An 18,222-nucleotide genomic window follows, 5' to 3' on the forward strand; every position below is an offset into this window, starting at 1 on the left:
TTGACCGTCGCTCTGGAAGTCCATCAGGCCGTGAGCCGGGGCGACACCGGGCAGGCCCTGGGGTCCGGCAGGTCCGGCAGGTCCGGCGGGTCCGGCGGGCCCGGCAGGTCCCTGCTGGCCGGTCTCGCCCGGAAGTCCCTGCGGCCCGGCGGGTCCAGCAGGTCCGGCAGGCCCCTGCGGGCCGGGAGGTCCAGGCGGGCCGGGAAGTCCGGGAATGCCGGGGCGGCCCGGGTGACCATGGCCCGGGCGGCTGGGGCAGTAACCGGGGAAGTAGGGGAAGAGGAAGCACGGGTCAGCGAGCCCGGCTTGAGCGTTGAGCTTCACGGCGGCAGCCTCGCCACCATCGGCGTACGCGGCGCCCGTCAGAGCACTGGACGCCAGGGCCACGCTCACGGCCGCCGTCAACCACGCCCGAGGTATGGCTATTCGAGACAACATGTCACCTCCAGGAAGGGCCCCGCAGCGGGCGGCAGCCGCCGCTATCTGTCATTGACGGCAGCGAGCCACCCGCAAGAATTGCCCTGCATAATTCGACGTGCACTTTCAGTAGCCGACCGAGTGACCCCCGGGACAGCCCCTGAAGACGCGGCGCCCGGCGCGCCAGGTGGTGCGCCGGGCCGCCTGCGCTCTACCACCAGATGACGACGTATCCGTCGCCGCCCACCGAACCCGGAGCGCCGGTGTCGCTGCCGCCGTCGCCGCCCTCGCCCGCACCGCGCGGAGCGGGCTGGACCACGCCGTCCACCGCGGGCCGACCGCCCTGGCCCGGGGCGCCCGGTAGCGGGTTGCCCTCCTGGCCGTCCGCGCCCGTGCGGACGGTGCCCTGCCCGGGACAGACGCCCGTGCCACCGCTTCCCCCGATGAGCAGCGACGCGCCCCCGCCGCCGCTGGCCGACACGACGCCGCCCAGGTTGTTGTCCACAACGGTCGGCGTGCCCGGAGAACCGTTGGCCGGGCCGGCGCCACCGGCGCCGCCGGCGCCGACGTCCACCGCGACCGGTGTGCCCGGCTGGACTGTGAGGACGCACCAGGCGAAGCCGCCGGCGCCGCCTCCGGCGCCGGTGATCGCGCCGCCGCCTACGGCTCCGCCCCCGCCGGCGCCCCATGCCTGGACGAAGACCGTGGTGACGTCGGCGGGCGGCATGAATTGACCGTCGCTCTGGAAGTCCATCAGGCCGTGAGCGGGGGCGACACCGGGCAGGCCCTGGGGTCCGGCAGGTCCGGCGGGTCCGGCGGGTCCGGCGGGTCCGGCAGGTCCCTGCTGGCCGGTCTCGCCCGGAAGTCCCTGCGGCCCGGCGGGTCCAGCAGGTCCAGCAGGCCCCTGCGGGCCGGGAGGTCCAGGCGGGCCGGGAGGTCCGGGAATGCCGGGGCGGCCCGGGTGGCCGTGGTGGCCGGGGCGGCTCGGGCAGTACCCGGGGAAGTAGGGGAAGAGGAAGCACGGGTCGGCGAAGCCTGTTTCGGCACCAGGCTTTGCGGCGTCAGCTCGGCTGCTGTCGGCGTTGCCCCCGTATGCGGCACCTGTCAGAGCGCAGGACGCCAAGGCCACGCTCGCGGCCAACGTCCACAACCGCGGACCACCTGGGCGCCGCCGTGTGGGCGCCTGAAGCAGGGCTGTTCGGGACAACACGTCACCTCCGGCAAGGGGGGCCCGCAAGGCGCGGCTGACGCCGCTCACCAGGAGAGAGGAACTGTCGGAGACAGCGGCGAGCCCACAGAAAGAATCACTCTGCGCAGCATGTCGCGCACATTAAGTAGCCGACCGGGTGATCGCCCGGCCTGGTGTCGCGGCGCGGCCGGGCTCGCCTGACCAACCGGCGCCCGCGGCGGATGTGCCCGGACCGCGACAGCGAGCCTGCAGGAGGGGGTGAGTGAGCGGCATCGGGACCTGCGCAAAGCGCCCGCCTCCACCGCTGGGACGGGCGCTTCGGGTGCGCCGGGCCCGTTTCACGCCGGGCCGATGGCCACCGCCGGCACGGGTGATCAACCCGTGCCGGCGCAGACCGTACTGTCATACAGCCTGCACTTACGGAGACCGGACAGCCCGCCGGTGTGTGACAACAAGCTGGCAGCGCAGGCGATCTGACGCCCTGCGTCGTCATCCGGGGCCTTGCAGCAACGTCCGGTTTGTTTGAATCCCAGGTGTCTCGGACCCGGTAGCGCCGCGCCCGAAGTGGAACCCAGGCGGAGAGATCGGCTACAGCAGCGGCTTCGATGATGTCCCGGTTCGCCGAGGTCGAAGCGGGTTCGTCCGCCACACGTCAGCGCACCGTGTCGGGCAGGAGGCCCTCCTCGCGGAACTGCGTGCGAGACAGACGCGTGCCAGTTCGACGACACCCACACCGTCGCCGGGATCGTCACTGTCGGCATGAACGCCCGCGGCATGTGGTTCTGCGGCGCCGCCGGGCCGTGGCTGTCGGAATGGGACCGGCGCGTGTTCCAGGGCTGCCAGCCCAGCTACCACATGAAGAAGGGCGGCAACGGGCGTTGGCAGCTCCGCGCCGTCCTTTCCGTCCCCGTCCCAGGGCACTCCTCGCCGCTGGTCGCTACAGCGGTCGCCGAGCGCGCGAACCTCGCCCTCGCCGCCTCCGCCGCCCTCGCCCAGCCCGAGGCCGCGCCCGGGCACCCGGACGTAGCGCCCGGACACGACACCGGCACCGCACCCGCGCCCACCGACCAACCCGTGACCGACATCGCCGCCCTGGCCGCCGCCCTCGTCGGACGGCGGCCTGGTCGACGCCCTCACCGCCGCCATGGCGCGCCGCGACGAGGGGCGCCGCGCCGAAGTCGACGCCCTGGCCTCCCTCGTGGCCGGCCCCGCCCGCACCACTGCCAGCGAAGGAGCCCAGTAATGCCGTGCTCGTGCCAGTCCAAGCGAGAGCAGTTCGAGGTCGTCGCTACGAGCGGCAAGGTCGTCTTCACCTCCGGCAACAAGGCCACGGCCGAGACCGTCGCCACGCGTTACCCGGACAGCGAGGTCCGCAAGAAGGCGCCGGCCGGAGCCAAGACTGCCGCCCAGGCCGGCGGCTCCTGACCGGACGGGCCAGGCGCCCCGGACGGCGTGCCGGGCCCGGTCGCGGTCTACCACCAGATGACGACGTATCCGGAGCCGCCGTTGTCGCCGGTGTTGTCGGCGCCGCCGGTGCCGCCGGTGCCGCCGGTGCCGGCACCTGCTGGCGCCGGCTGGATGATGCCGTCCACTGCCGGACGGCCTCCCAGGCCGCCGGGCGCAGCATTCGAGAACGATCCAGTGCCGCCGGTGGCGCCTTGACGGACCGTGCCCTGGATGCCGTTGCACTCGCCCATGCCGCCCGCACCACCAACTGGGGGCAGGAACCTGCCACCGAGGCCGCCGCGGCCGGCCACGAAATTGCCGAGGCTGTTGATCGCCCCGCTATTTCCGCCGACAAGGCCGTCCGATTGTCCGGACTGGCCCACGCCTCCTGCGGCTACGAACACCGTGACCGGTGTACTGGGCTGGACAGGCAGGACGCACCAGGCGAAGCCCCCGGCCCCACCACCGGATCCACTGAGGGCGGCGGCACCACTCGCACCACCTCCGCCACCGCCCCACGCCTGGACGAAGACTGTGGTGACATTCGCGGGCGGGACGAACTCGAAGGTACCGGGATCGTCGTAGTCCATCAGGCCGTGAGCCGGGGCGACACCAGGGGGGCCCTGCGGGCCGGTCTCGCCCTGCGGCCCCTGCGGGCCGGTCCCGCCCGGAGGTCCGGCCGGACCAGCGGGACCAGCGGGACCAGCGGGACCGGCCGGACCAGCGGGACCAGCAGGCCCGGGAGGTCCTGGCGGGCCGGGAATCCCGGGGCGCCCCGGGTGCCCGTGATGCCCGGGGCGGCTGGGGCAGTACCCGGGGAAGTATGGGAACAACAAGCACGGGTCCGCGAGACTGGTCTCAGCGCCGGGCTTCGCAGCGCGAGCCTGACCGCCGCCGGCGCCCTCGGCATACGCGGCACCAGTGAACGCACTGGACGTCAGGGCCACGCTCGCGGCCACTGCCCACCACGCCCGAGGTATGGCTATCCGGGACAACACGTCACCTCCAGCAAGGGGCCCACAACGCGCGGCGGACGCCGCTCACCAGGAGAGAAGAATGTCGAAGACAGCGGCGAGCCCACAGCAAGAATCGCCCTACGTAATGTGACGTGCACATTCAGTAGCCGACCGGGTGATGCGGAACTGCCCCGACCTGGCGCGCCACGCGGTGCGCCGGGCCCCGGTGGTCAGGGCCCGCCCGTGACGAGGCCGGCGAGGCCGAAGACGCGCCGGATGTCGCGCCGGAAGACCACGGCCGTCACGAAGACCGCGATGAGCGTCACGTCGATCGGCTCGGCCCCATCGGACAGGCCCGCGAAGGAAAGGCCGCCCACACCACCCGCAGTGGGCACGGCCCAGGTGAGGATCCGTACCCACTCCCGGTCTGACCCCGTTTCGGCGTCCTGCCAGGAATGCGGCGACGACGGTCGGGACAGCCCGCCGCAGGTTTATGACGTTCGGATCGGCGGGCACCGCTGTAGCCCAATCCGTCCGTCCCGAAGCGGATTTCTCCGGCCCAGGTCAGAGGAGGGTGCCCGGCAGGACGCTCTCCGTGCTGAACTGCGTGCGGTACGACTCCGCGTACCGGCCCTCCGGCGCCAGGAGTTCCGTGTGGGTGCCGCGCTCGACGACGCGGCCGTCCTCGACGACGAGGATGAGGTTTGGCGGCGCGCACCGTGGAGAGGCGGTGGGCGATCACGACGGCGGTGCGGTCGGTAAGGGCCTCGGCGAGGATGCTGTCGTAGTCGTCGGGGTAGCGCTGGGCCTCCCTGTAGCCCTGGCGTCCGCCGGTGGAGCATCCAGTGAAGTAGGAGGAACGGGAGGCGAAGTTGTTCAGCGGAGTGGTGTTGACCTCACCGTCGCTGTTCAGCGCCCAGCTGACGTCGAGGGCATCACCGACGCCGGCGTCCGTGGTGGTCGCCGCGTAGCCGGTCTTGACGGCGGTGCCCATCCCGACACCGTTGTCCCCGGCGAGGTAGGCGCTGCCGAGTGCCTGGAAGCGGCGGTTCCAGCCTTTCTCGGGCAGCCAGGTGGTCACCGTGGCGTGGTGCCGCCCGCGTCGCGGACCGCCGTCACGGCCTCCACCTCGGTGCCGGCAGCGGCCCGCACCGGCATGGAGGCGCAGTCGAACGGCGCGGCCGAAGCGGGAGCGCGGGTCTCCGTGGCGACCGACGCCTTGGTGTCCGGCCTGGCCGACGCGACCGACGCCCGGCTCTATGCGTAGTTGGACGCGAAGCCCGATTCGGGGCTGCGGGGGCCTCAGGCCAGGCCGCTGATGCCGTCCCCCAGTAGCTTCAGGCCGAGGACGAAGAACAGGGCGGCCATGATGGCGGCGTTGTGCCGGGCGGCCCGGTCCCGCCAGTTGGCGAGGATGCCCTCGGCTCGTTCACCCATGCACAGGTACACGGCGAGCGGGGCGAGGACTCCGAGCGACGCGATGACCACGAAGACGGCGAGCGCCCCGATCTGCTGAGGCACGGGGATCCCTGCCGAGCTGATGGAGGCGCCGGCGGCGATGGTCAGCGGGGCGTTCTTGGCGTTCGCGGCCGAGAGCAGCAGGCCGAGGCCGAGCACCTTCGGCGGGGTGAAGTGATCGATCGCCGCCATCCACTTCGGCAGCTGCGCCTGTGAGGGGTCGCGTGGACGTCCCCGCCACTGCCGGGCCGCGAACAGGAGGAGCAGGACGCCCAGCGCCAGCTTGAGGGCCCCCACCCACGTGGCCGGGTGACCGTGCGCGGACGCCCCGCCGGGGCCGCCCACCGCCAGCGTGATCGCGCCGAGGACGGCCAGTCCCAGGAACCAGCCGAGGGCGAACAGCGTGCCGTTCGTCCGCCCCCGCGGGGTGGCCAGGACGAGGATGATCGCCACGATGGGGAGCGGACTGACCGCGACAGCGGCGGCCAGGCCGAGCACATCGCCGACGGCGTGTCCCAAGGCGGCCTCCTCGACGGTGGAGAGATCACGTGCGCCGGCCGTCCGGATCGGTGATCGTGCGCGCCGGACCGGCTCCGCTACCGATCGTGAGACGGGGGCCGCGTCGAGGCGCGGTATCCGTGCCGTACGGGTGACCGACGGACGTGGTGTCCCGGGCTCGGCCCTTCCGGCGACGCGACGTCACGGACGCCGTCCCGGCTATGACCCGAACTTCGTCCATTGCCCTTCGGAGACCACCTCGACGGAGCCGTCGAGGACCTTGATGGCCCGTCTGTTCGTCGATGGCGTAGGCCGGGATGCCGATGTCGGCGGCCCAGTGCTCCGCGTCGGCCAGGGTGTTCGTCGGGAAGGCGTCCAGGTGCGGGAAGATCGAGAAGTCGACGACTCCCAGGGCGCGGTCGTCCGGCGCGGACTGCCACTCGACGAAGTACGCTCCGATCCGGGGCGTCATCACCATGCTTCCGGCACTCACTCCCACCCAGACCGTGTCGGGCAGCGAAGGCAGCAGATCGGCCAGCCCGAACTCCCGCATCCAGTGGCACAGGTACGTCGCGTCGCCGCCGTCGACCAGGAGCACGTCGGCCTCCCGGACCCAGGGGACCCATCGCTCCGCGCCGATGGTGGGCAGTGCGGTGAGCTCGAGGACGCCGAGCGACGCCCAGCCCAGGCCGGTCAGGTGCTGCCACCGGGGCTCGGCGGCTGCGAAGCCCCGCACCGATGCCCGACCGCACATCGGGTGACCCCACTGTGCCGTCGGGACACAGAGGGCGTGGCACTCGGCGATCGGCTTGCCGAGAAGCCGCACGAGCGCCGAGTGGATCCTCGGGTTCGTGACGCCGCCTGACGTGAGCAAGAGCTTCAAGGTGCCTCCAGAATCGTGCGCGGAAGGTGCATGTGCCGGAACACCCGGGACCGTGCTGGAACAGCTCAGGCGTCAGCGCAGCGTGCCCGGTACGAGGCCCTCCTCGCTGAACTGCGTGCGGTACAGCTCCGCGTACCGGCCGTCCGCCGCCAGGAGTTCCGGGTGCGTGCCGCGCTCCACGATGCGGCCGTCCTCGACGACGAGGATGAGGTCGGCGGCGCGCACCGTGGAGAGGCGGTGGGCGATGACGACGGCGGTGCGGTCGGCGAGGGCCTCGGCGAGGGCTTCCTGGACGGCGGCCTCGGAGGTGCTGTCGAGGTGGGCCGTGGCCTCGTCGAGGATGACCACGCGCTGGCCGGCCAGGAGCAGCCGGGCGATGGTCATGCGCTGGCGCTCCCCGCCGGAGAGGCGGTAGCCGCGTTCGCCGACGACGGTGTCGAGGCCGTCGGGGAGTTCGGCGACCAGACGGTCCAGACGCGCGCGGCGCAGCACGTCGCGCAGTTCCTCGTCGGTGGCCTCCGGCCGGGCGAGCAGCAGGTTGGCCCGGATCGTGTCGTGGAAGAGGTGGCCGTCCTGGGTGACCATGCCGACCGTGGCGCGCAGGGAGGCGGCCGTCAGGTCGCGGACGTCGGTGCCGCCGACGCGGACGGCGCCCCCGTCGGCGTCGTACAGGCGGGGCAGCAGCTGCGCGATGGTCGACTTCCCGGCGCCGGACGAGCCGACGAGCGCGACGGTGTGGCCGGGTTCGGCCCGGAAGGAGATCCCGTGGAGGACCTCGCCGCCGACGCGGGTGTCCAGGACCGCGACCTCCTCCAGTGAGGCCAGCGACACCTTGTCGGCGGACGGGTAGCCGAAGCGGACGTCCTCGAACTCGACGGCGACGGGCCCGTCCGGCACCGGGCGGGCGTCGGGGCGGTCGGCGATGAGGGGCCGCAGGTCGAGTACCTCGAAGACCCGCTCGAAGCTGACCAGGGCGCTCATGATGTCGACGCGCGCGCCCGCGAGTGCGGTCAGGGGCGCGTAGAGGCGGGTCAGGAGGAGGGCGAGGGTGACCACGGAGCCGGCGTCGAGGGCGCCGGTGAGCGCGAAGTGGCCGCCCAGTCCGTAGACCAGCGCCAGCGCGAGGGCGGAGACGAGGGTGAGGGCCGTGATGAACGCCGACTGTGCCATGGCGGTCCGCACGCCGATGTCCCGTACCCGCCGGGCACGTTCGGCGAAGCGGGCCGACTCGTCGGCGGGCCGGCCGAAGAGCTTCACCAGGGTCGCGCCGGGTGCCGAGAAGCGCTCGGTCATCTGGGTGCCCATGGCGGCGTTGTGGGCCGCGGCCTCGCGCTGGAGGCGGGCCATGCGGGTGCCCATGCGGCGCGCCGGGACGACGAAGACCGGGAGGAGGACGAGGGCGAGCAGGGTGATCTGCCAGGACAGGGTGAGCATGACGCCCAGGGTCAGCAGGAGGGTGACGAGGTTGCCCACGACGCCGGAGAGCGTGTTGCTGAACGCGCGCTGGGCGCCGATCACGTCGTTGTTGAGACGGCTGACGAGGGCGCCGGTGCGGGTCCGCGTGAAGAAGGCGACCGGCATGCGCTGGACGTGGTCGAACACGGCGGTGCGCAGGTCGAGGATGAGGCCCTCGCCGAGGTTCGCGGACAGCCAGCGGTTCAGCAGCCCGAGGCCCGCCTCGGCCACGGCGATCACGGCGATCAGCACGGCCAGCGTGGTGACCCGGCCTGGGTCGCCGCCGGAGACGATGGCGTCGACGATCCAGCCGGCGAGGACCGGGGTCGCCACGGCGAGCAGCGCGGTCACGGTGCTCAGCAGGACGAACTGGGTGATGCGGCGCCGGTGGGGCCGGGCGAAGGCGCCGACGCGGCGCAGGGTGTCGCGGGCCAGGGGGCGTCGGTCCTGCGTGGCGTTCATGACGCTGTGCAGCTGGGTCCAGGCCGTGGTCTCCATGCTCATGCAGTGACCGTAGAACCTCGACCGACCTTGAGGTCAAGCGACCCCGCGAATGCGCCGGATCCGGGGTGCCCGCACCCGGTCCGGTTACTGGATGTGCATGACGACGTGCCCGAGGCGATGCTCGCCTCGAGGGGCGGCTACGGGCTCGACGGTCGGCTCCGGCTCCGCGGGCTCCTCCCAGCCGTGGCCCCCGGCTTCGCCACGCCGCCGCCCTCCCCTGGGCGCCGACGCGGCCCGCCCGGCACCGTGGGCGGGCCGCTTCGTCGTCCCGGGCTACGTCACGGGCAGGAACGGCTTCTTGCAGTGCATGCAGATCATCTGCTTCAGCCACTCCGCACGCTTGCGCTGAGAGGTCTGCTCCTTGCCTCGCTCCCGCGTACCCCACACCGCCCCGCCGACCGTCACGAGCAGCCCCAGCAGGATCACCCCCGACACCAGCAGCGCCACCCCGAACCCGGCCACCAGCAGCGGCCCGATCAGCGCTGCCTTCTCCTCCGCCGGTTGCGCGAAATCCTTCTTCAGCGCCGAGCCCGGATCCATCGTCGCCACGTACAGCTCCAGGCTCTGCACCTGAGTCGACCCGCATCGCTTGCACTGCAACACCGCCACCGCATCCCCCGATCCGTCGACAGACAACGAGAATGCGGGTTACCCCGCCAAGTCGACAAGATGACAAAACGCCTCGCGCGGAGGTTGCGCGGCCCGGGGATCACCCGGTCCGGCTACTGGATGTGCATGACGAGGTGCCCGAGGCGAGGCTTGATGCGGGCCCGCCGCTGTCCACGACCGCTCACTCTCCCCAAAAGCGGTAGCTGCCGGCCGTCGTGGGCCGTTCCTGGAGGTGACGTGGTGTCTCGAACAGTCATGCCCCGCGTGTTGCGGGCGGTGGTCACGAGCGTGGCCCTGGCGGCCGGTTCGATGGCGGGTGCGGCCGACGCGGCCGGTGCGGACGGTGGTGCCGCCTTCGAGGCCGGCGAACCTCTCGTCGGGAAGCGTGCGGCCCAGCCGTGCTCGTCCTTCCCGTACCTGCCCTGGCACTGCCCGGGCCGGCCCGGCCGCCCCGGTCCACCGGGGCCCCCTGGTCCGCCGGGACCCTCCGGTCCCTCCGGCCCTCCCGGTCCGCAGGGACCCGCCGGCCCCGCCGGCCCCGCCGGGCCTCAGGGTCCGCAGGGCGGGACCGGTCCGCAGGGACCCGCCGGGCCCGCCGGACCGGGAGGTCCCCAGGGGCCCGCCGGGCCTCAGGGGCCGCCCGGAACCGCAGCCGCCCACGGCCTGGTGGACTTCGACGACGACGGTGTGTTCGTGCCGCCCGCCGCGGTGACCACGGTCTTCGTCCAGGCATGGGGCGCCGGCGGGGGTGGAGCCGTAGGCGGCGGCGCGATCACCGGCGCCGGAGGCGGCGCCGGCGGCTTCGCCTGGTGCGTCCTCCCCGTCCAGCCGGGCACACCGGTCGCGGTGGACGTCGGCGCCGGCGGCGCCGGTGGCGCCGGCGCGGCCAACGGTTCTCCGGGCACGCCGACCGTTGTGGACAACAACCTGGGCGGCGTCGTGTCGGCCGGTGGGGGCGGGGGCGCGTCGCTGCTCATCGGGGGAAGCGGTGGCACGGGCTTCTGTCCCGGGCAGGGCACCGTCCGCATGGGCGCGGACGGCCAGGAGGGCAACCCGCTACCGGGCGCCCCGGGTCAGGGCGGCCGCCCCGCGGTGGACGGCGTGGTCCAGCCCGCTCCGCCCGGTGCGGGCGAGGGCGGCGACGGTGGCAGCGACACCGACGCTCCGGGTTCGGCGGGCGGCGACGGATACGTCGTCATCTGGTGGTGACGCACCGCCCTCCGGTCCGAGTGCGCCCGCCCTCGCCTCACGGCCTCCCCGGGATTCCGGCCGGAGATCGATATCCTCGCGTCCAGTTCGGCGGACCACCTTCTCCAGGGAGAAGCTCATGCCACATTCGGGAGAGACCGCGGACGCGATTCCCCGGCCGCAGCGGTTCGCGGACGTCGAAGGCTGGTTCTGGCCGGTCGACCAATTGCTCTTCGACTGGTTCCTGCGGCGGCAGAACGACCGGGAACGCCCGGGTGACCTGCTGGAACTCGGCGCCTACATGGGGAAGAGCGCCATTTTCATGGGCCGCTACCTCCGCGAGGGGGAGCGGTTCACGGTGTGCGACCTGTGGGATTCCCCGGCCGTGGACGACCCCAACAGCGCCGAGATGAATTCGGCGTACGCGACGCTCACCCGGCGCGCGTTCGAGGCCAATTACCTGTCGTTCCACGACCGGCTCCCCACGATGGTGCAGGCCCCCACATCGGTGATCACCTCGCACGTCGGCGCCGGGAGCTGCCGCTTCGTGCACGTCGACGCGTCGCATCTGTACGAGCACGTCTCCGGCGACATCGCGGCCGCCCGCGAGCTGCTCGTCCCGGAAGGCATCGCGGCCTTCGACGACTTCCGGAGCGAGCACTGCCCGGGAGTCGCCGCCGCCGTGTGGGCGGCGGTGGCGACGGTCGGACTCAAGCCCGTCGTGGTCACGAGCACCAAGCTCTACGGCACCTGGGGGGATCCGGAGCAGGTCCGCGAGGAGCTGCTGCGGTGGCTGAGGACGCGCCAGGACCTGTGGCACGCCGTGGACCAGGTGGCGGGAGTGCCCCTGATCCGCATCAGGGGCACGAAGGCGAAGTCCCCGGCTCTGCCGGTCTCCCGCCACGAGCCGGTCAACGGGTACCCGTCCCCGTTCGGGGAACGGGCCTCCGCCGCCCGCCGCCTGGCCAAGGACCTCGTCCCTCCGGTCCTGGCCCGCGCCGTGCGGTCGGCGTGCCGCCGGCGCCGGACGTCATGAGGTGCTGAGCCCGTCCTCACCCTTCAGGAACGCCGCGACGGACGTCACGAAGCGGCCGGCGTCGTCGAGCCAGGGGAAGTGCCCGGCCCCGGGCTGGACGACGAGCCCGGCGTCCGGGAACAGCGCGGCGAACTCGGCGACCGTGGCCGGGGGCGCCCCGAGGTCGACCTGCCCGGCGAGCAGGAGGACCGGTGACGCCAGCCCGGCGAGCGCGGCACGGGTGCCGTCCGGGTCGAAGGCGCCCTCGGCACCGAAGGCGGACACGACCTCGTCGCTCATCTGCTCCCGTTCCGCCGCCTGGTGGGCCCGCGACACCTCGTCCCAGCGGCCGTAGGAGAACGGCGCTACGGCCTGCCACCGCTCGGCGGTGGCCTCGCCCGCCACGATCGCCTCCAGGGCCGCGAACGCCTCCGGGAACCACGGTTCGTCCCGGCGCAGCAGGGCCGTCTCGCGCCGGAGGCCGCCCGTGATGGGGAGGCCGACGGCCCGGACGCTCGGCGTGACGAGGACGAGGCTGCCGACCCGGTGCGGATGGCGGCCCGCGTACTGCGCGGCGAGGTTGGCCCCCGCGCTGTGCGCGAGCACGTCCATCCGGTCGAGGCCGAGGTGCTCGCGCAGGGCCTCGACGTCGTCGACGAGCCGGTCGCAGCGGCAGGAGGCGATGTCCCGCGGCATCGCGGACCGGCCGGTGCCCCGGAGGTCCAGCCTGATCAGCTGCTGGTGCGCGGACAGGCCGCCGAGGTCACCGAGGTACACGGAGTCCTGCGGCCCGCCGGGCAGGCAGAGCAGCGGGCGGCCCGAGCCGAGGACGTGGTAGGCGAGCTCGGTGCCGTCGTGCGAGGGGAAAACGGGCATGGCGGAGTTCCTTTCGGCGGTGCTGGGGGAAGCGCGGTACCGGGGGGCCCGGAGGGTCAGTGCTGTGCCTGTCGCGCGCCGGGGTGGTCCCGGACCAGACGGCGGGCGAAGAAGCGCTGTTCGCTCTCCACCTCGGACGTGGGCAGCTCCATGTGCCGGCCCGGGTTGGCGCGGAGCGTCTTGTCGCGGGAGGCGAAGGCGTCGAAGAGGGCGAGGGACGACGACCGCGGCACCAGCTCGTCGTCCCACTGCAGGAGGAAGCGGACCGGGACGGTGATCCGGGCCGCCGTCCCGGCCAGGGACTGGTGACCGAGCAGCCCGAACACGGCGGCGGTGATCCGGGGTTCGGCGGCCACGAGCGGTACGCCGACGGCGGTGCCCAGCGACACGCCCCAGAACCCGACCGGGGCGTCCGGGCCGACACGGCCGTGGGCCTGCAGGGCGTCCAGGGTGGCCCGCCACTCCGGGACGGCGCGGGTGGCCAGCGCCGCGTTGTGGGCCGCGATGAGCGGGGCGACGGGCCCGCCCGAGGCCACCGCCTCCCTGATGCGTACCGCGGCGGCCTCGTCGGCGGCGGTCCGCGGGCGGTCGCCGTGCCCGGGTGCGTCGATGGCGGCGACCGCGAAGCCGCCGGTCGTCACATGGTGGTGGGCGCGGGCCAGGAGGCCCGGGGCCTTTTTGTCCCGGCCGCCGCCGTGGGCCAGCAGGATCAGCGGGCGGTCGCCCGCCGCGTCGGCGGGGGCGTCGGCGGGGGACCAGAGCACGCCGGTGATGTCGCCGAGGACGAAGAGGTGTTCCGAGACGCCGTTCGCGGTCGTCTCCGAGAGGAAGCGCATGGCTCGATGCCTTTCGGGATGCCTTCGGGCACTCCCGGGGACACCTGCGTCAGAGGGTCCGCGCAGCCGTGCGGGAGGGGAGCACCCGGCCTGTTACAGCGTTGATGGGTCTCACCTCCTCGGTCGTCACTGCACGGTGACGCTATCAGGCCCGTGATCGTGGGGCAGCCGGTTTTCCCGGCCCCTTCCCGGCCCCTTCCCCGGCGGTCCCGTCGCCCCCCGGCGGTACGGGGGGCGACGGGGAGAAGCGCTAAGGCTGTCGGGAGGTGAACGCGGTCAGGAAGCGGTCGCGGAAGGCGTCCATCCGCCAGACCGGCGCGTCGTGTTCGGGCTGCAGCCCGTCGCTCCAGCCCCAGTCGGAGACCTGGTCCAGCACCTTGGGGTCGTGGGCGACGATCGCGACCGGCACGTCCCGGCTGGCGTTGACGCCGACGACCGTCGACACCGGCTGGTGGTCGCCGAGGAAGACCAGCACGGTGTTCTTGTTGCCGTACTTCGTCACGAAGTCGATGAGGCTGGTCAGCGAGTACTGGATGGCCTTGCTGTACTCCTGGCGCACCTGCTTGGGGTCCTTCCAGACCTCCTTGGGGTCCTTGCCCTCCTTCTTGATGGCGTCGTAGACCGAGCCGTCGCCTACCTGGTCCCAGTCGATCATGTGGGGGATCGGCGCCCAGGGGTTGTGACTGGAGGCCAGGATGATCTCCGACATCATCGGCTGGTTCGACGCCTTCCCGTGCTCCAGGCGCTCGAACGCCGACAGGGTGTACTGGTCGGGCACCGGCGACCAGCTGAACTTGGGCCCCTGGTACCCCATGGTGCGCGAGTCGTGGATGTGGTCCAGGCCGAAGAACTTGCCCTCCGGCCAGGCCCGGGTGACGCCGGGCATCATGCCGACCGTCCGGAAGTCGCCGGTGCGCTTGAAGGCACTGGTGAGGGTCATCCGGTCACTGGAGCTGACGTAGCGGTAGCGCTGCTGGTCCGGGACCCACAGCCCGGACAGGAAGGTGGTGTGGGCGAGCCAGCTGCCCGCGCCGGTGACGGGGGAGGTCAGCCACCCGCTGCGGGCGGAGAAGCCCGCGTCGGCGAGCTGCTTGGTGCCGCCCCGCAGCACCGCGTCGACGTCCGGCGCCATCGCCGGGTTCTCGACCGCGTCCCGGCCGTAGCTCTCGATGAACGTGAAGATGACGTCCTTGCCGCGCAGCCCGGACAGCAGCCGGTCGGACGGGATCTTCGCGAACGGGTCGTTGGCCACCTTCTTGGCGAACACCTTCTGGTCGGCCAGGCCCTGCTGCACCATGTCCACCTGGCCCCGCACCCGCAGGCTGGCGTCCTTGGCGGCGAAGTTCAGCCCGGAGACCTGGAGGCCGAGCGTCGCGCACGTCATCCAGACCACGCCGGCCACCAGGGTGCCGCGGCGTGCCACCGAGGGGTGCCGCACCATCACCTTGCACAGCCGCACGATCGCCAGCGGCATGAGCACGAGGAGCGCGAGGACGGCGAGCAGGGCCCCGGCCAGGGCGCCGTACGCGGTCGTCGCCCCGGCCGAGTCCTTCAGGAACGACAGCCCGTCGGAGAACAGGGGCCAGTCGAACAGCAGGTAGAACGGGCGTTGCAGCGTCTGGTAGAAGCCCATGTCCACGCAGTTGAGGACGACCAGCAGGCCGAGCAGGACCCCGCTGAGGACCGCCACCACGCGCCGGGGCCTGGGCGGCAGCACGAGCAGCAGGGCGGCCAGCAGGATCGGCTCCGCCGGGACGCGGACGAAGCGGGAGGCGGTCAGGTAGGGGAGCCGGTCGGGCATCAGGAAGGCGAAGAGCACCAGGGCGGCGGCGAGGATCGTGAGGCTCCACGACACGGCGCGGGTGACGTCCGGGTGCCGCTCCCGCCATCGGGCGAGGGCGCTGCCCGCGGCGGGAGCCGGTTCGCCGGGGGCCTCCTCGTGGGCCTGCTCGTCGTCCGCCCCGAGGTCGGGGGCGGGAGCCGCCTCCGTTTCGGGCTCGGGCTCGGGCTCCTGCTTCGCTTCGGGCTCGGTCTCCGCCGCCGCCTCCTCCTCCGGAGCGTCGCCCGGGGGTGGTTGCTCCGTCGTGTCCGCCTGGTCCGTTACCGGTCGCTGATGAGCGCTGGAGAGCGACAACCCGAAGTTCCTTCCAAGCGAGCCACAGTGATGGGGGCGACCCCCGCTGGAGGAGCTTGGGCCACCGACAAGCCTGTACGGCTCGCCCCACGCTCCGGTTCACCCATCTCCCGTACGTCGGGAAAACGGACCATTGCATGGGGATGTCTTTACGGAAGCGGGAGGGTCTCCACCTGGGCGTCCTCGCGGGGCACGCACCGCATCGGCATCGCGGTGGGGTGGACGACCGCGCCGCGGGCGAGTTCGCGCACGTGCGGGCCGGCGTCCGCCGGGCGCAGGCGCCACCGGGCGGCGACGGTGGCGACCTGGATGACGGCCTGCGTGAGGGCGAAGACGTTGCCCGGGCACTGGCGGCCGCCCGCGCCGAAGGGGATGGACGCGGCCCTGGGCAGGCGCGCGGCGCGTTCGGGCAGCCAGCGGTCGGGGTCGAAGGAGAGGGGGCCGGGGTGGAGTTGCGGCAGGTGGTGCAGGACGTACGGGCTGAACAGCACCGTCGCGCCCGCCGGGACGGCGACGTCGCCGAGGAGCACCTCCTCCGGGGAGAGCCGCAGGATGATCCACGGCGCGTACCGGCGCAGGGCCTCCTGGACGACGCGCCGGGTGTGGGGGAGGTGGGGCAGGTCCTCGAAGACGGCCGGGCGCCCGCCGAGGACCCGGTCCGTCTCCTCGTGGAGCCGGCGCTCCACCGTGGGCTCGCGGGCGAGTTCGTGGAAGACCCAGGCCAGGGTGGCGCCGGTGGTCTCGGTGCCTGCGACGAGCATGTTGACCAGCTGGTCGTGGACCTGGTCGTCGGTCAGCCGCTCCCCGGTCCCCTCGTCCGCGGTGAGCAGCAGGACGGAGAGCAGGTCGCCGTGGTCGGTGCCGTCGGCGCGGGCGGCCTCCACCACGTGCCGGGTCGCCGAGCGCAGACGCCGTACGGCCCGGTCGAAGCGCCGGTTGGCGGGGGTGGGCAGCCGCAGCAGGGCGTCGGGGAGCATGGAGCGGCGCGGGATCTCGTCCAGGACGACGGGCAGCGAGCGCTGCACCTCGGCGACGGCCTCCGCGCCGAGGTCCGAGGAGAACAGCGCCCTGGCCACGGTGGTGAGGGCGAGCGCGTTCATCTCCTCGTCCACGCGCAGGATCCCGCCCGGCCGCCAAGCGGCGGTGCGCTCGGCGGCGACGGCGGTCATGGTGGCCGCGTAACGGGCGATGCGGGCCCGGTGGAAGGCGGGCTGCATCAGCCGGCGCAGCCTGCGGTGCTCGGCGCCGTCGGCGGTGCCGACGCCGGAGCCGAGCAGAGGGCGCACCTTCTCGATGAGCACGCCCTGGTCGAACCGGCCCGCTTCGCCGACCAGCACGGCGCGGACCAGTTCGGCGTCGTTGACGACGTACGCGGGCAGGCCGCCCAGGCGGATGCGGACCACCGGGCCGACGGCGGGGAGCGAGCCGAGGAACTGCAGGGGCCGGCGCAGCAGTGCCGGGCCGTGGCCGAGCAGGGGCAGCGCACCGGGGGCCTCGGGAGCGCGCCGCACGGCGGAGGGCGCGCCGGCGGTCGCGGTGGTGGGGATGGGGGTCACGGCGTCCCGTCTTCCGTCGGGCCGGCGGTCGCTGCCGCCGGCGGGGCCAGAGGGGCGAGATGGGTGAGATGGGTGAGCGGGGCGAGGTGGGCGCGGTACCAGGGCGCGGCGGCGGCGAAGCGGGTGGCGAAGGCTCCCGGGGTGTGTCCGGTGCGCCGCCAGACGCGGCCGCTGTCGTAGTGGTGGTCCTGGCCGAACAGCGTGAGGTGGCGCAGGTCGCGGGGCCGCCCGGCGAGGAGCTCGCGGACCTCGTCGTACGTGAGGTCGGCCGCGGGGGCGGGCACGCCCAGGTGCTCGGTGAGCGCCGCGGTCAGGTCGCGCACGGCGACCGGCTCCGGGTGGCCGACGTGGTGGACCTCCCCGCCGGGCACCGGACCCCAGTCGGCCACGGCCAGCGCGGCGATCGCCGCCGCCAGGTCCTCGACGGCGACCAGGGAGAGCAGGGCCCGGCCCCCGTCGACGGAGACCGGGAGCGCGGTGAGGGTGCGCACGAGCTGTGGGACCAGCCATCGGTCGCCCGGCCCGTACACGAACATCGGCCGCAGTACGACGCCCCCGGCGGCCCGGACCGCGCGCTCCCCCGCGAGCCGCGAGCGGCTGACGGCAGAGACCGGCGCGGGGACGAGGTCGCCCTCGGCGGCGCCGCGGTGCGGTCCGTCGCCGTAGACGGCGGCGGTGCTGAGGTGGACGATCCGCCGCACCCCCGCACGCCGCGCCTCGGCGACCAGGGCGGCGGTGCCCCGGTCGTTGACGAGGCCGCAGGCCCGGGGATCTTCCTCGTCCACGGTGCAGGCCAGGTGGAGCAGGGTGTCCACGCCGTCGCAGACGCCGTGCAGGGTGCCGCGGCGGGCGAGGTCGGCGTAGACGAGGCGGGCCGCGGGGTCGGCGACGGGCGGGCGGCGGTGCGTCAGCAGCCGCAACTCCACCGGCTGGCGGCGGAGTAGGCGGTGGACGGCACGGCCGGTGAAGCCGGCGGCGCCGGTGAGCAGGACGGTCCTCATCGGGTACCTCCGGGGGCGGACGGGAAGCCGACGGCGCAGGCCCTCGCCGCGGGCATCGGCTGGGCGGCGTTGCGGTGGCGTGGGAAGCCCAGGGCCGCCATGACCTGCAGGGCGCAGGGCGGGGCCGTGGATGGGCGGCGGTGTCCCGGTGGCCGTAAGTCCGGTCGGGGGCCGCAGGGTTGGTGGTTGACGGTGGTCGTC

At 73.5% G+C, this 18,222-nt stretch carries 16 protein-coding genes and 2 pseudogenes; 3 read left to right on the forward strand and 15 right to left on the reverse strand.

The features are described from left to right. Window positions 1–23: 23 nt before the first annotated feature. Both PV341_RS33720 and PV341_RS33725 read right to left on the reverse strand, forming a co-directional pair. On the reverse strand, window positions 24–239 hold the full coding sequence (locus PV341_RS33720) for a hypothetical protein (protein WP_500359828.1): 216 nt from the start codon (window positions 237–239) through the stop codon (window positions 24–26). A 389-nt stretch (window positions 240–628) separates the two neighbouring features. Continuing rightward, window positions 629–1,144, reverse strand: coding sequence for a glycine-rich domain-containing protein (locus PV341_RS33725; RefSeq protein WP_500359829.1), 516 nt, complete (start codon window positions 1,142–1,144; stop codon window positions 629–631). A 1,221-nt stretch (window positions 1,145–2,365) separates the two neighbouring features. Here PV341_RS33725 and PV341_RS33730 point away from each other — a divergent pair. Next, on the forward strand, window positions 2,366–3,031 hold the full coding sequence (locus tag PV341_RS33730; RefSeq protein WP_499515074.1) for a hypothetical protein: 666 nt from the start codon (window positions 2,366–2,368) through the stop codon (window positions 3,029–3,031). A 47-nt stretch (window positions 3,032–3,078) separates the two neighbouring features. Here the strand turns inward: PV341_RS33730 and PV341_RS33735 are convergent, their stop codons facing one another. The 8 genes and pseudogenes from PV341_RS33735 to PV341_RS33770 form a co-directional block, all read right to left on the reverse strand. Then, window positions 3,079–3,642 carry a glycine-rich domain-containing protein gene (locus PV341_RS33735; protein WP_499515075.1) on the reverse strand — a complete coding sequence of 188 codons (564 nt, stop codon included), beginning with the start codon at window positions 3,640–3,642 and terminating at the stop codon, window positions 3,079–3,081. A 596-nt stretch (window positions 3,643–4,238) separates the two neighbouring features. Beyond that, window positions 4,239–4,403, reverse strand: a complete 165-nt coding sequence (locus tag PV341_RS33740; protein WP_499515076.1) for a hypothetical protein — start codon at window positions 4,401–4,403, stop codon at window positions 4,239–4,241. A 169-nt stretch (window positions 4,404–4,572) separates the two neighbouring features. Beyond that, window positions 4,573–4,783: pseudogene (locus tag PV341_RS33745) on the reverse strand (ABC transporter ATP-binding protein); the annotation flags it as partial. Then, window positions 4,772–5,223, reverse strand: a pseudogene (locus tag PV341_RS33750) (tannase/feruloyl esterase family alpha/beta hydrolase); the annotation flags it as partial. The pseudogenes PV341_RS33750 and PV341_RS33745, both read right to left, overlap by 12 nt. A gap of 87 nt (window positions 5,224–5,310) precedes the next feature. Beyond that, entirely contained in the window at window positions 5,311–5,985 is a 675-nt protein-coding gene (locus PV341_RS33755; protein ID WP_499515077.1) for a GAP family protein, read from the reverse strand. Window positions 5,986–6,010: 25 nt separating this feature from the next. Next, entirely contained in the window at window positions 6,011–6,700 is a 690-nt protein-coding gene (locus PV341_RS33760; protein ID WP_500323739.1) for a Type 1 glutamine amidotransferase-like domain-containing protein, read from the reverse strand. 219 nt (window positions 6,701–6,919) lie between these two features. Further along, window positions 6,920–8,806 (reverse strand): ABC transporter ATP-binding protein, encoded by a 1,887-nt coding sequence (locus PV341_RS33765; RefSeq protein WP_500359830.1) that lies wholly within the window; start codon window positions 8,804–8,806, stop codon window positions 6,920–6,922. Between the two features lie 273 nt (window positions 8,807–9,079). Then, window positions 9,080–9,415 (reverse strand): hypothetical protein, encoded by a 336-nt coding sequence (locus PV341_RS33770; protein ID WP_500323741.1) that lies wholly within the window; start codon window positions 9,413–9,415, stop codon window positions 9,080–9,082. Window positions 9,416–10,081: 666 nt separating this feature from the next. On the opposite strand from PV341_RS33770, the gene PV341_RS33775 reads away from it, so the two are divergent. Further along, the gene (locus PV341_RS33775) at window positions 10,082–10,624 is read left to right on the forward strand and encodes a glycine-rich domain-containing protein (protein WP_500359831.1); all 543 of its coding nucleotides are present in this window, start codon (window positions 10,082–10,084) and stop codon (window positions 10,622–10,624) included. A 118-nt stretch (window positions 10,625–10,742) separates the two neighbouring features. Then, window positions 10,743–11,639 carry a class I SAM-dependent methyltransferase gene (locus PV341_RS33780; RefSeq protein ID WP_500359832.1) on the forward strand — a complete coding sequence of 299 codons (897 nt, stop codon included), beginning with the start codon at window positions 10,743–10,745 and terminating at the stop codon, window positions 11,637–11,639. On the opposite strand, the gene PV341_RS33785 is transcribed toward PV341_RS33780, so the two are convergent. The 5 genes from PV341_RS33785 to PV341_RS33805 form a co-directional block, all read right to left on the reverse strand. Next, window positions 11,634–12,494, reverse strand: a complete 861-nt coding sequence (locus PV341_RS33785) for an alpha/beta fold hydrolase (RefSeq protein ID WP_500359833.1) — start codon at window positions 12,492–12,494, stop codon at window positions 11,634–11,636. The genes PV341_RS33780 and PV341_RS33785 overlap by 6 nt on opposite strands. Window positions 12,495–12,550: 56 nt before the next feature. Continuing rightward, entirely contained in the window at window positions 12,551–13,330 is a 780-nt protein-coding gene (locus tag PV341_RS33790; protein ID WP_500359834.1) for a dienelactone hydrolase family protein, read from the reverse strand. 250 nt (window positions 13,331–13,580) lie between these two features. Next, complete coding sequence (locus PV341_RS33795) at window positions 13,581–15,464, reverse strand: alkaline phosphatase family protein (RefSeq protein WP_500359835.1); 1,884 nt, start codon at window positions 15,462–15,464, stop codon at window positions 13,581–13,583. A 149-nt stretch (window positions 15,465–15,613) separates the two neighbouring features. Further along, window positions 15,614–17,020, reverse strand: coding sequence for a cytochrome P450 (locus PV341_RS33800; protein WP_500359836.1), 1,407 nt, complete (start codon window positions 17,018–17,020; stop codon window positions 15,614–15,616). Next, a complete protein-coding gene (locus PV341_RS33805; protein ID WP_500359837.1) occupies window positions 17,017–18,021 on the reverse strand; it encodes an NAD-dependent epimerase/dehydratase family protein in 1,005 nt (334 codons plus the stop codon). The genes PV341_RS33800 and PV341_RS33805 overlap by 4 nt, the downstream gene beginning before the upstream one ends. Window positions 18,022–18,222: the final 201 nt, after the last annotated feature.

Source organism: Streptomyces sp. PA03-1a (assembly GCF_033792805.1).
GTDB lineage: Bacteria > Actinomycetota > Actinomycetes > Streptomycetales > Streptomycetaceae > Actinacidiphila.

Coding starts and splice junctions, on each gene's coding strand:
- PV341_RS33790 (WP_500359834.1), bottom strand. CDS start 13,330: ATGCGCTTCCTCTCGGAGACGACCGCGAACGGCGTCTCGGAACACCTC.
- PV341_RS33780 (WP_500359832.1), top strand. CDS start 10,743: ATGCCACATTCGGGAGAGACCGCGGACGCGATTCCCCGGCCGCAGCGG.
- PV341_RS33765 (WP_500359830.1), bottom strand. CDS start 8,806: ATGAGCATGGAGACCACGGCCTGGACCCAGCTGCACAGCGTCATGAAC.
- PV341_RS33720 (WP_500359828.1), bottom strand. CDS start 239: ATGGTCACCCGGGCCGCCCCGGCATTCCCGGACTTCCCGGCCCGCCTG.
- PV341_RS33730 (WP_499515074.1), top strand. CDS start 2,366: ATGAACGCCCGCGGCATGTGGTTCTGCGGCGCCGCCGGGCCGTGGCTG.
- PV341_RS33725 (WP_500359829.1), bottom strand. CDS start 1,144: ATGCCGCCCGCCGACGTCACCACGGTCTTCGTCCAGGCATGGGGCGCC.
- PV341_RS33785 (WP_500359833.1), bottom strand. CDS start 12,494: ATGCCCGTTTTCCCCTCGCACGACGGCACCGAGCTCGCCTACCACGTC.
- PV341_RS33805 (WP_500359837.1), bottom strand. CDS start 18,021: ATGAGGACCGTCCTGCTCACCGGCGCCGCCGGCTTCACCGGCCGTGCC.
- PV341_RS33735 (WP_499515075.1), bottom strand. CDS start 3,642: ATGGACTACGACGATCCCGGTACCTTCGAGTTCGTCCCGCCCGCGAAT.